General features: G+C 63.0%; 13 protein-coding genes. 7 read left to right on the top strand and 6 right to left on the bottom strand.

Annotation, left to right across the window (positions count from 1 at the left end; translation table 11 throughout):
- The first annotated feature begins 13 nt into the window (after positions 1-13).
- Entirely contained in the window at positions 14-661 is a 648-nt protein-coding gene (locus LK03_RS21085) for a response regulator (protein WP_038414466.1), read from the top strand.
- 122 nt (positions 662-783) lie between these two features.
- Here the strand turns inward: LK03_RS21085 and LK03_RS21080 are convergent, their stop codons facing one another.
- From LK03_RS21080 to LK03_RS21060, 5 genes are all read right to left on the bottom strand, one after another.
- Entirely contained in the window at positions 784-2,109 is a 1,326-nt protein-coding gene (locus LK03_RS21080; protein ID WP_038414465.1) for a sensor histidine kinase, read from the bottom strand.
- Between the two features lie 65 nt (positions 2,110-2,174).
- Positions 2,175-2,591, bottom strand: coding sequence for a Spy/CpxP family protein refolding chaperone (locus tag LK03_RS21075; protein ID WP_038414464.1), 417 nt, complete (start codon positions 2,589-2,591; stop codon positions 2,175-2,177).
- A gap of 123 nt (positions 2,592-2,714) precedes the next feature.
- Positions 2,715-3,392, bottom strand: coding sequence for a response regulator transcription factor (locus tag LK03_RS21070; protein WP_038414463.1), 678 nt, complete (start codon positions 3,390-3,392; stop codon positions 2,715-2,717).
- Positions 3,393-3,462: 70 nt separating this feature from the next.
- A complete protein-coding gene (locus tag LK03_RS21065; RefSeq protein ID WP_038414462.1) occupies positions 3,463-3,762 on the bottom strand; it encodes a YciI family protein in 300 nt (99 codons plus the stop codon).
- 1 nt (position 3,763) lies between these two features.
- On the bottom strand, positions 3,764-4,360 hold the full coding sequence (locus tag LK03_RS21060) for a septation protein A (protein WP_038414461.1): 597 nt from the start codon (positions 4,358-4,360) through the stop codon (positions 3,764-3,766).
- Positions 4,361-4,427: 67 nt separating this feature from the next.
- Here LK03_RS21060 and LK03_RS21055 point away from each other — a divergent pair, with 67 nt between their 5' ends.
- The 6 genes from LK03_RS21055 to LK03_RS21030 all read left to right on the top strand — a co-directional run bounded on the left by LK03_RS21055 (position 4,428) and on the right by LK03_RS21030 (position 11,919).
- Positions 4,428-5,285: a PHP domain-containing protein gene (locus LK03_RS21055; protein ID WP_038414460.1), complete on the top strand. Its 858-nt coding sequence runs from the start codon at positions 4,428-4,430 to the stop codon at positions 5,283-5,285.
- A gap of 16 nt (positions 5,286-5,301) precedes the next feature.
- Complete coding sequence (locus LK03_RS21050) at positions 5,302-5,931, top strand: L-threonylcarbamoyladenylate synthase (RefSeq protein WP_038414876.1); 630 nt, start codon at positions 5,302-5,304, stop codon at positions 5,929-5,931.
- Positions 5,932-6,059: 128 nt separating this feature from the next.
- Positions 6,060-6,794 (top strand): segregation and condensation protein A, encoded by a 735-nt coding sequence (locus LK03_RS21045; RefSeq protein ID WP_167334524.1) that lies wholly within the window; start codon positions 6,060-6,062, stop codon positions 6,792-6,794.
- A complete protein-coding gene (gene scpB / locus LK03_RS21040) occupies positions 6,781-7,557 on the top strand; it encodes an SMC-Scp complex subunit ScpB (RefSeq protein WP_038414459.1) in 777 nt (258 codons plus the stop codon). Before LK03_RS21045 ends, scpB begins: the two co-directional genes overlap by 14 nt.
- A gap of 1,469 nt (positions 7,558-9,026) precedes the next feature.
- A complete protein-coding gene (rluB, locus tag LK03_RS21035) occupies positions 9,027-10,085 on the top strand; it encodes a 23S rRNA pseudouridine(2605) synthase RluB (protein WP_028694861.1) in 1,059 nt (352 codons plus the stop codon).
- A 415-nt stretch (positions 10,086-10,500) separates the two neighbouring features.
- Complete coding sequence (locus LK03_RS21030; protein ID WP_038414458.1) at positions 10,501-11,919, top strand: amino acid permease; 1,419 nt, start codon at positions 10,501-10,503, stop codon at positions 11,917-11,919.
- A 57-nt stretch (positions 11,920-11,976) separates the two neighbouring features.
- Here LK03_RS21030 and LK03_RS21025 read toward each other — a convergent pair whose 3' ends face one another.
- Entirely contained in the window at positions 11,977-12,861 is an 885-nt protein-coding gene (locus tag LK03_RS21025; protein ID WP_038414457.1) for a LysR substrate-binding domain-containing protein, read from the bottom strand.
- Between the last annotated feature and the right edge of the window lie 126 nt (positions 12,862-12,987).

Here is a 12,987-nt window from a genome sequence, read left to right as displayed (position 1 = left end):
AGGAGTGTTGTACATGCCGCAACTAACCGTGGTCATTGCCGACGACCACCCCATCGTCTTGCTGGGCGTGCGCGAGGTCGTGCAGCGTAGTGGTCACTACAACGTCATCGCCGAGGCGGTCAGTTCTTCAGAGCTGATCGACCAACTGCAACTGCACCGCCCGAACATTCTCATCACAGATTTCAATATGCCGGGCGATGCCGTCTATGGCGATGGCTTCAAGCTCGTCGAATATATTCTGAGGCACTTTCCGCTTACCCAGGTGTTGGTGCTGACGATGGTTTCCAGCACCCTGATCCTGGCTCGGCTGCATGAACTTGGGGTGGCTGGGGTGATACAAAAAAACCAGCTTCATGATGAAATCGACAAGGCCCTGGAAGCCTTGAGGAAGCGGCAGCGCTATGTAAGCCTGATGCCGGCGCCGGTCTCGGTGGTGCGCGCAAGCGTCGAGCTGCAAGCGCGCTTTCATCGGCTATCCGTGAAAGAGCTGGAGGTGCTGCGCCTGTTCGTTGCGGGCATGACGGTGGGCGATATCGCGCGTCAACTGTCGCGTAGCAACAAGACGGTCAGCGCCCAGAAAGTGTCGGCCATGCGCAAGTTGCAGGTTGAAAGTGATCAGGATCTGCTGACGTATTGCCTCGAGGCCAACTTGTTCAAGTAAGTCACGTCGCAACAGGCTGACCTCTCGATGTCCCTTGAGCCAGTCGACATCGCGTCGCTCGATCGACGGTTTTAGTGCCTATAGCCCCGCGCCTGCGTGGCAAACCGCGTAATTGCCCACGGCTAAACCGGCACCAGCGGCAACTCCAGCCTTGCTTCGAAGCCGCCACAGGGGTGGTTGCGCAGATGCAGGTGGCCGCCATGGCGTTCCACCGCGCGGCGGGCAATGGCCAGGCCCAGGCCATGGCCTGAGGCTTGCTGGCCAGGAGCGCGGAAGAACGGCTCGCCCAGGCGCGGCAAATGTTCGTCGGCCACGCCTGGGCCATGGTCGCGCACGCTGACGATGATACGCCCAGGCTCGCGCACTGCTTGCACCTCCACCGGCTGTCCCGGCGGGTTGAAGCGCACGGCGTTGCGCACCAGGTTGTCCAGCGCGCGCTCGACCAGCACTGGCCAGCCTTGCAGGGTCAAGCCTGGCTCGGCCTGCAGGCGAATGTCGGGCTCATCGCTGCTGAGCTGGGCATCTTTGCGCACGCTGCCCAACAAGGCGTTGAGGTCGACCGGTTCGGCGTGGGGTTGCTCGGCGTCGACCCGCGCCAGTTCGAGAATTTCGCTGATCAGGTCCTCCAGGCGGTCGCACTCGCGGGCCAGGCGCGGCCACAGCGCCTGACGCTGTTCGGCGTCGGCGCGCTCGGCCAGGGCCAGGGCGATGCGCAGGCGTGCCAGCGGCGAGCGCAGTTCATGGGACACATCACGCAGCAACTGGCGCTGACTGGCGATCATGCTCTGCAGGCGCGCGCCCATCTTGTTGAAGTCGTTGGCCAGCACGCCGAACTCATCGCGCCGCCCGGCCAGGCGCGCCAGGCTGGTCTGCTGATAGCTGGTCTGGCCGAGATCGTGCACGGCGCCACGCAGTCGGCTCAGCGGGCGGGTGATCGACAGCGTCACCAGCAGGCTGAACAGGGTCAGCACCACCAGGGCGATACCCAGCGCGCTCAGCGGCCAGAGCAGGCTGTCGCGGTGCCAGGCATCGAGTTCCGGATGCGGGATACGGTAGATCAGCAGGTAAGTCTCGTTGCTGGTGGGACTGGTGTATTCCTGGGTCAGACGCCGCCATGGCAGGCGCCGGTCATCGTTGTGCTGACGTGCCTCGAAGTCGGCCGCGCGGCGCGGAAACGTGCCTGGCACCACCGCTTCGCCGCTGTCATTGAGCACCTGCACATCGACCTTGTAGCGCTGTTTGCGCCGCTCCAGAAAGCGTTGCGCGGCGTTGATGCCGTCGCGCTCGTAGCGTTCGGTCCACTCACTGGCGAGCCCGCTCAAGCCTGGGTGGCGACTGAGAATCCAGGCGTCCTGGTTGAGCATGTGGCCAAGCAGCAGCGACAGCCCGGCGACCAGGGCGATGGCCAGCCAGAAGCTGGCAAGGATGCGCCAGAACAGGGATCGCAAGACGGGCTACCTCCAGTCAACGAAAAAAGCCCGACCCCTGGGGGATCGGGCGTGGGGCTGACAGCTTACTGGGCCTTCTTGGCTTTTTCAGCTTTCCAGGCCTGGAACTCTTGCCATTCGGCGGCGCGCGCCGCGCGTTCTTTCTGCATTTCATCGAAGCGCTTCTGCTGCTCGGGCTTGAGCAAGCCACGGATTTCCTTGTCGGTCTTCTCGTGGTTGGCCTTGATCTCGTCCTGCATGGCCTTCTGCTCGGCAGCCGGCAGCTTGTCCAGGTAGCGTTTCTGAATCTCGCGGCCTTCATGCATCTGGTCGCGCATCAGTTGGTCGACCTGGTGACGCTGTTCGCGGGTCAGATCAAGCTGGGCGAAGGGTGCGCCACCGCGGTGCGGCGGGCCGTCATGGCGCGGACCGCCTTCTGGCATGGCCATGGCGACGGTGGGCAGGGCAGCGGCGAACATCAGAGCGATGAGGGTCTTGCGCATGGTGTCTCTCCTGTCATGGGCCGGCGTTTACCGGATGTGGCCAGTCTAGGGAGGTGGAAGTCAGGCGCGGTCAGGGTAGGGTAAAGGCAGGGTAAAGATCACTCGTCACCTGGCCAGCGCACCTCACAGGCTGTAGTAGTAGCCCCGGCTGCGCAGCGCTACCACACGCGGGCGGCCGTCGGCATGCGGGCCGATCTTGCGCCGCAGGTTGCTGACATGCATATCCAGACTGCGGTCGTAAAGGGTCAGCTTGCGGCCCAGGGCCAGTTGCGCCAGTTCCTGCTTGTCCAGGGGCTCGCCCGGCTGGCGCAGCAAGGCTTCGAGGATGCGGCTTTCCGAGAGGGTCAGGGTCATTTCCCGCTGGTCGATGCTGGCCACACCGCGTACCGGGCTGAACACCAGATCACCCACCTCGACCTGGGTGGTGGCCGCCGTGGGATGGCTGCGGCGCAGCACGGCGCGCAGGCGCGCGGTCAGCTCGCGTGGGTCGCAGGGTTTGGCCAGGTAATCATCGGCGCCCAGCTCGAGGCCAAGGATGCGGTCGAGCGGCTCGCCACGGGCCGAGAGCATCAGCACCGGCAGGTCGGTGTGTTCGGTGCGCAGTTGCTTGAGCAGTTCAAGGCCGCTGCCATCGGGCAGCATCACATCCAGCACCACCGCCGCCGGCGCCTGCTCGGCCAGGGCCTGGCGAGCGCTCTGACCGTCGTGACAGGCGCGGACCACGAACCCCTCCTGGCTCAGCCAACTGCCGAGCAACTCGCAGAGTTCCTGGTCATCATCAATCAGTAACAGCTCACTCATGGTCTACTCGGCGCGAATCAGGGTTGGGGCAACAGGCTCTGAGCTACAGACAACCCCATCGCGCCAAAGGTCACGGCAAGACTTGTTTGAACGGTTTGACCTGTACCTGCCCATACACTCCGGCGGCCACGTACGGGTCAGCTTCAGCCCAGGCCTGGGCGGCGGTCAGGGACTCGAACTCGGCGACGATCAGGCTGCCGCTGAAGCCCGCAGCACCGGGATCGTTGCTGTCGATGGCAGGGTGCGGGCCGGCCAGCACCACGCGGCCTTCGGCCTGCAACTCCCGCAACCGGGCGATGTGCGCGGGACGTGCGGCGAGGCGTTTTTCCAGGGAGTTTTCGACGTCGCTGGCAATGATGGCGTAGAGCATGTCAATCCTTGGGTTTGGGAGTGGAACTGTCGGAATCGCGCAGATGACGCGACAGATAAATACCTTGGGCAACCATGAAGATCACGGTCATGGCCAGGCTGCCGAACACCTTGAAGTCGACCCAGAAGCTTTCGAAGGTGAACGCCACGTACAGGTTTGCTGCGCCGCAGAACAGGAAGAACACCACCCAGGCCAGGTTCAGCCGCAGCCACACCGGCTCAGGCAGGGTCAGGGCATGGCCCATGAAGCGCTTGACCAATACCCGGTCGCCGATGAAATGGCTGCCGGCGAAGGCCAGGGCGAACAGCCAGTTGACCACCGGCGCTTTCCACTTGAGGAAGGTGACGCTGTGGAAGGCCAGGGTCAGACCGCCGAACAGCAGGCACGCCAGCAGGGTCAACCACTGGCTTTTTTCCAGCTTGCGCTGGCGGACGAACAGGGCGCCATAGACCACCACCGAGCTGGCGATGAGGATTTTCGTCGCGCTGTAGATACCGCCCAGTTCGAAGTCATGGCCGGCGATGTCGATCATGCGTGGGTCGAGCTTGTAGACGATGAAGAACAGCAACAGCGGGATGAAATCGATGAATTGTTTCACGGTGGCAGCCAGAAGCGGGATGTCGCGGCATAATAACAAACATCGTTTCCCGGGAAAGCGCTGCACCATGAATGTTGATCTGCACTGTCACAGCACGGCCTCCGACGGCGCCATGACGCCCTCGGCGCTGGTCGCCCGTGCCCACGAGCATGGGGTGCAGACCTTCGCCCTGACCGACCACGACACCCTCGATGGTCTGGCCGAGGCGCGTGCCACCTGCGCGGCCCTGGGCATGCGCTGGATCAGCGGGGTCGAGCTGTCGTGCACCTGGAATGGCGCAACCATCCATGTGCTGGGCTATGATTTCCCCATTGACGCCCCGCCGTTGCTGGCTGCCATCGAGCAGTTGCACCGCGGCCGCTGGCTGCGCGCCGAAGAAATCGACCGGCGCCTGGCGCAAAAGGGCATGCCCGGTACCCTGCAAGGCGCGCGCGCCGTTCAGCAGGCCCAGGGCGCGAGCGACAACGCTCCGGCTCGACCTCACTTTGCCGAGTACCTGGTGCAGGCTGGTTATGCCAAGGATCGCGGCGAAGCATTCCGCAAATGGCTGGGCGCCGGCAAGCTGGGTGACGTCAAGCAGCACTGGCCGACCCTTGAGGAAACTGTCGCGACACTGCGCGAGTCCAACGCATGGGTGAGCCTGGCGCATCCCATGCACTACGACCTGACCCGCAGCAAGCGCAGACGGCTGATCGCCGATTATCTGCAAGCAGGCGGGCAAGCGCTGGAAGTGGTCAACGGCATGATGCCCGCCGAGCAGGTGGGCACCATGTCGATTCTCACCCGTGAGTTCGGTCTGCTGGCAAGCGCTGGCAGCGACTTCCATGGCCCCGGCGCCTGGGGCGAGATAGGCGCCTATCGGCCTTTGCCCGAGGACTTGCCACCGCTGTGGCGTCGATTCCGTCATGAACAGCCTATTGCGTGATGCACAGGATGACTACGTGAGCCAATTTTTCCAGATACACGCCGAAAACCCCCAGGCGCGGCTGATCAAACAGGCCGTCGAGATCATTCGCAAGGGCGGGGTAGTGGTCTACCCTACCGATTCGGCCTACGCGCTGGGTTGTCAGATCGGCGACAAGTCCGCCATCGAGCGGGTGCGTCGTCTGCGCCAGCTCGACAAACAGCACAACTTCACGCTGCTGTGCTGTGACCTGTCGCAGATGGGCCTGTACGCCAAAATCGACACGGCCAACTTCCGTCTGTTGAAGGCGCACATTCCAGGGCCCTACACCTTCATCCTCAACGCCACCCGCGAAGTGCCGCGCCTGCTGATGCACGAAAAACGCCGCACCATCGGCCTGCGTGTGCCGGCCAACCCCATCGTGCGCGCCTTGCTCGAAGAGCTGGGTGAACCGCTGATGAGCGTCAGCCTGATTCTGCCGGGCGATGAAGAGCCGATGACCGACCCTTACGCAATTCGTCAGCGCCTGGAGCACCAAGTCGACCTGGTCATCGACGGCGGTTATGGCGGCCTCAAGGCGTCCACCGTCATCGATCTTTCCGCAGGCGAGCCGGCGCTGATCCGTGAAGGCTGCGGCGACCCCGAGCCCTTCCTGGCCCAGGCGTGAATCAGCAGGACGCCGCCCTGCCCGTGGCGCAGATCGAGCCGCCATCGCCCTTGCAGCTGCAATTGGCGCTGGTCTACGGCGAGGCGCTGACCGAGCTGCCGGTCGACCTGTATATCCCGCCCGATGCGCTGGAAGTGTTTCTCGACGCCTTCGAAGGCCCGCTCGACCTGCTGCTGTACCTGATCCGCAAGCAGAACATCGACATCCTCGACATTCCGGTGGCGGAAATCACCCGTCAGTACATGACCTACGTCGAGCTGATGAAGAACGTGCGCCTGGAGCTGGCTGCCGAGTACCTGGTGATGGCCGCCATGCTTGCCGAGATAAAATCGCGCATGCTGCTGCCGCGCTCTGCCGAGGTCGAAGCCGAAGAGGGCGACCCGCGTGCCGAGCTGATTCGCCGCCTGCAACAGTACGAACGCTTCAAGGCCGCCGCCGAGGACCTCGACCAACTGCCGCGCCAGGGCCGCGACTTCTACGTACCGCGCCTGGAAGCGCCGCTGGCCAAGGTGCGCAAGCTGCTGCCGCAGGTCAGTCTGCCTGAGCTGCTGATGTCCATGGCCGAGGTCATGCGCCGCAACGATTTGTTCGAAAGCCACCAGATCACCCGCGAGGTGCTGTCGACCCGTGAGCGTATGAGTCATGTGCTCGAGCGCCTGCGCGGCGGCGGCTTCGTGCCCTTCGTCGAGCTGTTCACCGCCGAGGAAGGCAAGCTGGGCGTGGTGGTGACCTTCATGGCGATTCTCGAACTGGTCAAGGAGTCGCTGATCGAGCTGGTGCAGAACGAGCCGTTCACCCCTATCCACGTGCGTGTGCGCAGTGCGCCCGATTCGGAATTCGTTGAACCCCATGAACCTCAATGACCCCCGTGAGCTGGCCTCACTGATCGAAGCTTTCCTGCTCGCCTCCGGCAAGCCACAGTCGCTCGAGCGTTTGTACGAGCTGTTCGAGCAGCCTGAACGGCCAGCGCCCTCGGTGTTCAGGAAGGCCCTGGAGGTGCTGGGCAAGTCCTGCGCCGGACGTTCGTTCGAGCTCAAGGAAGTCGCCAGCGGCTACCGACTGCAAATCCGCGAGCAGTACGCGCCCTGGGTCGGTCGGCTGTGGGAAGAGCGCCCCCAGCGTTACTCGCGCGCCTTGCTCGAAACCCTGGCGCTGATCGCCTACCGCCAGCCGATCACCCGCGGTGAAATCGAAGACGTGCGCGGCGTGGCCGTCAACAGCAACATCGTGCGCACCCTGGTCGAGCGTGAGTGGATCAAGGTGGTCGGCTACCGCGAGGTGCCGGGACGTCCGGCGATGTTCGCCACCACCAAGGCGTTCCTCGACCACTTCAACCTCAGCGGTCTTGAGCAATTGCCGGCGCTGGCCGAACTGCGCGACCTGGAGCCGGCGCCGCCGCTCGATGACCTCGACCCCGACGACGCCCCGGTGCCGGCGCACCTGCAAGCCCTGGCCGACGCCAGTCTGGCCGAGGGTGATGAAGGCGAAGACGGTGCCGAGCCCAAGGAAGAAACCAGCTTCCGGTCGTTGCTGGTCGAGTTGGATGCGATGGAGGAAGGGTTGAAGATTGATTTCGATGATTTGCGTGAGGTGGAGTCGGGGCCAGAGGAGGAGTCGCGGTCCTGATTCGTTTGGGTTTTCGTGGTAGTTCCAGGATTCGCTGGTCAGGTTCCGTGCGCTTTGATGACATTGTCAGGATTCATTGGCTTGGTTGGCGTTGAGTCACCTTTTCGCCTTTACGGCGAGTTACTTTTGTTTGCGGACAAAAGTAACCAAAAACCGCCTGCTCCACGATCCGGCCCTGCACTACGCTGCGCTTCGTTACGGGTTCCCTGCGTTCCGGTGCTCTACGGGGCGCCGCGGGCAAGGGTTGCTGCGCAACCCTCACACCTCGCGTCCTCGGCTATGCCTCGGCTGCGCTGACGCGCACGCGCCTTCGAACACCTCCACTCCGGCCGGACCCAGTCGCGATCTGTGTCGCCTGAGCAATCGCGTATGAAGATCAAAAGCTCGCTATGCATAAGCGACTTCCAGCCAAATAGCCTCAACTGCTTAACCGAGCGAACGTGGGTCATGGCTGGTAATTTTTTGCACCGTGCGCGTTGATGGCGCTGTCAGGATTCACTGGCTTGGTTGGCTTTGAGTCACCTTTTCGCCTTTACGGCGAGTTACTTTTGTTTGCGGACAAAAGTAACCAAAAACCGCCTGCTCCACGATCCGGCCCTTCACTACGCTGCGCTGCGTTACGGGTTCCCTGCGTTCCGGTGCTCTACGGGGCGCCGCGGGCAAGGGTTGCTGCGCAACCCTCACACCTCGCGTCCTCGGCTATGCCTCGGGTGCGCTGCGCGCACGCCCCTACGAACACCTCCACTCCGGCCGGATCCAGTCGCGATCTGTGTCGCCTGAACTATCGCGTACGAAGATCAAAAGCTCGCTCTATGTATAAGCGATCTCAAGCGAAATAGGCTTGACTGCCGGCCTGAACCGGGCGAGTGAGATGTGCCGAAAACATACCAAAGTGTCGCCCGCTCTGAGCTTCTAGCGGGTGAACCCTCATGAATGTTGCCGTTGCCGTTGCCGTTGCCGTTGCTTTTGGTCTTGCTCTTGATCTTGATCTTGATCTTCATACGCGACAGTTCAGGCAACACAGATCGCGACTGGGTCCGGCCGAAGTGGAGGTGTTCGAAGGGGCGTGCGCGTCAGCGCACCCGAGGCGCAGCCGAGGACGCGAGGTGTGAGGGTTGCGTAGCAACCCTTGCACGCGGCGCCCCGTAGAGCACCGGAACGCAGGGAACCCGTAACGTAGCGCAGCGTAGTGAAGGGCCGGATCGTGGAGCAGGCGGTTTTTGGTTACTTTTGTCCGCAAACAAAAGTAACTCGCCGTAAAGGCGAAAAGGTGACTCAAAGCCAACCAAGCCAATGAATCCTGACAACGCCATCAACGTGCACGCTACAGAACAAGGCACCAGCCCCCCGCCGCCAAACCGCCCAGAAAAGCCCCCGTGCGTTCCCCCACCAATCCGCGTATAGTGCGCGACCCCTTTGGCGCATCCGCCGCCAATTCGATTGTCATGACTACACCGGGAGGTGCCTGAATGAGCGACAACGACCTGCAACAACCCCAACCCGTCCCGCCCTCCGGCGAAAAACTGCAAAAGGTGCTCGCACGCATCGGCGTCGGTTCGCGCCGTGACGTCGAAGCCTGGATCAGCGAAGGTCGGATCAAGGTCAATGGCGTGGCCGCCACCCTGGGCCAGCGCGTCGACCTGCACGATGCCATCGCCGTGGACGGCAAGCTGATCAAGCGCGAGGAAGCCGCCGAGGCGACCCGCCGGGTGATCATGTACAACAAGCCCGACGGCGAAATCTGCACCCGTGACGACCCCGAAGGCCGTCCGACTGTGTTCGATCGCCTGCCCAAGCCCCGTGAAGGGCGCTGGATCAATATCGGTCGCCTGGACATCAACACCACCGGCCTGCTGCTGTTCACCACCGACGGCGAACTGGCCAACCGCCTGATGCACCCGTCCTACGAGATGGACCGTGAGTACGCGGTACGTGTGCGTGGCGAGGTCGACGACGACATGCTCGACCGCCTCAAGGCCGGCGTGACCCTCGAAGATGGCCCGGCGAAGTTCACCGACATCCAGAAAGCCCCTGGCGGTGAAGGCTTCAACCACTGGTTCCACTGCGTGGTGATGGAAGGTCGCAACCGCGAAGTGCGTCGTCTGTGGGAATCCCAGGGCGTGGTGGTCAGCCGTCTGAAGCGCGTGCGTTTCGGCCCGGTGTTCCTCAACTCCGACCTGCCGATGGGTCGCTGGCGGGAAATGAGCCAGGGCGAAATCGACATCCTCGCCGCTGAAGTGGGCCTCAAGCCCGTCGCCCTGCCGACGCTCAACCTCAAGGCCAAGGAAAAGCTCGAGCGCTTGCAGCGCAAGTCGAGCCGCCCGATGGGCCGCAACGAGCGCGTGCGCAGCCTGCGTCCGGCCCAGGAAGGTGCAGCCGAACGTCCGCAGCGTCCGGCCAAGGACGACGCCCCGCGCAAGGGCCGTAGCAGCACCGTCGCCGAGCGCCCGAGCGACATGCGCAAACGCGGCACCAAGCCTGAGGGCGACAAGCCGGCAGGCCGCGGCCGCGGCAAGCCGCGCGGCTGATCGCAGGGTCGGTCATTCGCGGTTTACCTGCGAATGGCCTTCTTGCAACGCGCAATACGCTTCTACCCTGTAAAGATTTTCTGACGAAATCAATCGTCGTTTCCCGCCGAATTCAGGCTTTCTTCCCGATTCTGTAAAGAATTCCTGCCAAACCAGACGTCCCTGTCGGGGCGCCGTGCGTTTTTCCATCCGGAACTGACCCACTGCGTTGACGCCTGCGCGCTCGCAAGGGTATACAGGGCGCCGCGTTTTACCTGTGACCCTTCGCGCTCCGCGCACCCGTGCTGACATTCGGTCGATCGCCTCGCGTCGCCGCCTCCCGGCATCAAGGTAACCACCTTGCCCATTCCATCGCGCCACGAGCGTGATGGGTCCGATTCCGTCACAGATAAAAACAGTGCAGGTGACTTCGTTCATGAGTGAACACAACTCGCAGTCAGGCGAACTCAAGCGTGGCCTGAAAAACCGTCATATCCAGTTGATCGCCCTGGGTGGCGCCATCGGCACCGGCCTGTTCCTCGGCTCGGCCGGGGTCATGAAGATGGCCGGCCCGTCGATGATCCTCGGTTATGCCATCTGTGGCCTCATCGCCTTCCTGATCATGCGCCAGCTCGGCGAAATGATCGTCGAAGAGCCGGTGGCCGGTTCGTTCAGCCACTTCGCCCACACTTACTGGGGCGGCTTTGCGGGCTTCTTGTCGGGCTGGAACTGCTGGGTGCTGTACGTGCTGGTGGGCATGTCGGAACTGTCGGCAGTGGGCAAGTACGTGCATTACTGGTGGCCGGAAATCCCCACTTGGGTGTCCGCAGCGGGCTTTTTCGTACTGATCAACGCCATCAACCTGATGAACGTCAAAGTGTTCGGCGAGGCCGAATTCTGGTTCGGCATCATCAAGGTCGCCGCCGTGGTATGCATGATTGCCCTTGGCGCCTGGCTGCTGACCAGCGGCAACGGAGGCCCGGATGCTTCGGTCACCAACCTGTGGGAGCATGGCGGGTTCTTCCCCAATGGCGTCAGTGGCCTGGTCATGGCCCTGGCGATCATCATGTTCTCGTTCGGCGGCCTGGAAATGCTCGGTTTCACCGCAGCCGAGGCCGACCAGCCACGCAAGGTGATTCCCAAGGCGATCAACCAGGTCATCTATCGCATCCTGATCTTCTACATCGGCGCCCTGGTCGTGCTGCTTTCGCTGACCCCGTGGAACACCCTGGTGGCGAGCATCGACGCCTCGGGTGGCAGCTACGGCAGCAGCCCGTTCGTGCAAGTGTTCTCGCTGCTGGGCAGTGACGTGGCTGCGCACCTGCTCAACTTCGTGGTGCTGACCGCCGCACTGTCGGTGTACAACAGCGGCACCTACTGCAACGCGCGCATGCTCTATGGCATGGCCGAGCAGGGCGACGCGCCGGCTGCGCTGGCGAAGATCGACCGCCGTGGCGTGCCAGTACGGGCGCTGCTGGCCTCGGCCGCCTTCACCCTGATCGCCGTGCTGCTCAATTACCTGATGCCTGCGCAAGCACTGGAATTGCTGATGTCGCTGGTGGTCGCCACCCTGGTGATCAACTGGGCGATGATCAGCTACTCGCACCTCAGGTTCCGCCAGCACCTCAACGCCACCGGGCAGACCCCACGTTTCAAGGCGTTGTTCTACCCCTATGGCAATTACCTGTGCCTGGCCTTCGTGGTGCTGATTCTGGGCATCATGCTGATGATCCCGGGTATCCAGAAGTCGGTATTCGCCATCCCGGTATGGCTGCTGGTGATGTTCGTCTTCTATCGCGGCAAGCTGAGAAAGCAGGCGACGTCTGCCGCGACGATGTCGCAGCCGCGCAGCTAGACACTTCGACGCTGCACACGATCCACCCACAAGGGGCCGCACTGCGGCCCCTTGTCGTTACAGCTGGGCCAGCAACCAGCTGCGAAATGCACGCAGCGACGGCAGGTTCTCGTTGCGCGGCGGGTAGATCAGGTAATAGCTGCGCTGGCTGGCGAACGGCTCCCCGGCGCTGTACAGCTCGCCGCTGTCGAGCTCATCTTCAACCAGTACCCGCGGCACCAGGCCAATGCCGATGCCGGCGCGCACCGCCTGAATCAAGTGCGAGGTCAGCTCGAAGCTCGGCCCCAGGCGCATGGTGCGATGGGGCAGGGCGTGATGGGAAAACCATTCGCCCCACGCATGCGGGTTGTTGGCGACGTTGAGCAGCAACTCCTGGCTGATCCGCGTCGGGGTCCACGGTTGCGCATCCTCGCCCGCATTGGCGGGAAGAATCACCAGCAGTTGCTCGGCATGCAGGCGATGGCAGATCAATCCGGGCAGGTCGTGGGTGGCCACGCCGATGGCGGCATCGATTTCGCTGGTGTCGAAGTTGATCGCTTCGATACGTGAATGAATGTGCACCAGCATGCCGGGGTGCGCCGCATAGAACGTATTGAGCCTTGGCAGCAGCCACTTAGAGCCGAAGGTCGGTAACGTCGCCAGGCGCAGTGTGCCCACCCCGGACTGATGGGCCAACGCCTGCAAGGTGGCGCTTCGGATGCGCCCCAGGGCTTCGCTCAACTCGCGCTGGTACAAGCGCCCGACGTCGGTCAGTTGCACCTGGCGGCCCTCGCGGCGAAACAGCGTCAGGCCCAGCTGCTGCTCAAGGGCCTGCACCTGGCGGCTGATGGCGCTCTGAGTCAGCGACAGCTCGACCGCAGCACGGGTGTAGCTTTCGTGGCGCGCGGCGGCCTCGAAGGCCAGCAGCAGCGACATCGAGGGGGTAAGATGGCGGTAATTCATTCATAAAACTCATGCATAGCCAGCGGAATATCCGTTTGCCCTGGCCCCGAAACTACAGGAACATTGGCGCACGCGTCATTCTCGCTCGCAAGACCTGTGCGCAAATGACAATGAATCGTAATTTCG

It is taken from the genome of Pseudomonas cremoricolorata (assembly GCF_000759535.1).
Taxonomy (GTDB): Bacteria; Pseudomonadota; Gammaproteobacteria; order Pseudomonadales; family Pseudomonadaceae; genus Aquipseudomonas; species Aquipseudomonas cremoricolorata_A.
This window is presented reverse-complemented; position numbering and strand designations above follow the sequence as displayed.

Coding starts and splice junctions, on each gene's coding strand:
- LK03_RS21085 (WP_038414466.1), top strand. CDS start 14: ATGCCGCAACTAACCGTGGTCATTGCCGACGACCACCCCATCGTCTTG.
- LK03_RS21075 (WP_038414464.1), bottom strand. CDS start 2,591: ATGCGCAAGACCCTCATCGCTCTGATGTTCGCCGCTGCCCTGCCCACC.
- LK03_RS21070 (WP_038414463.1), bottom strand. CDS start 3,392: ATGAGTGAGCTGTTACTGATTGATGATGACCAGGAACTCTGCGAGTTG.
- LK03_RS21065 (WP_038414462.1), bottom strand. CDS start 3,762: ATGCTCTACGCCATCATTGCCAGCGACGTCGAAAACTCCCTGGAAAAA.
- LK03_RS21055 (WP_038414460.1), top strand. CDS start 4,428: ATGAATGTTGATCTGCACTGTCACAGCACGGCCTCCGACGGCGCCATG.
- scpB (WP_038414459.1), top strand. CDS start 6,781: ATGAACCTCAATGACCCCCGTGAGCTGGCCTCACTGATCGAAGCTTTC.
- rluB (WP_028694861.1), top strand. CDS start 9,027: ATGAGCGACAACGACCTGCAACAACCCCAACCCGTCCCGCCCTCCGGC.
- LK03_RS21030 (WP_038414458.1), top strand. CDS start 10,501: ATGAGTGAACACAACTCGCAGTCAGGCGAACTCAAGCGTGGCCTGAAA.
- LK03_RS21025 (WP_038414457.1), bottom strand. CDS start 12,861: ATGAATTACCGCCATCTTACCCCCTCGATGTCGCTGCTGCTGGCCTTC.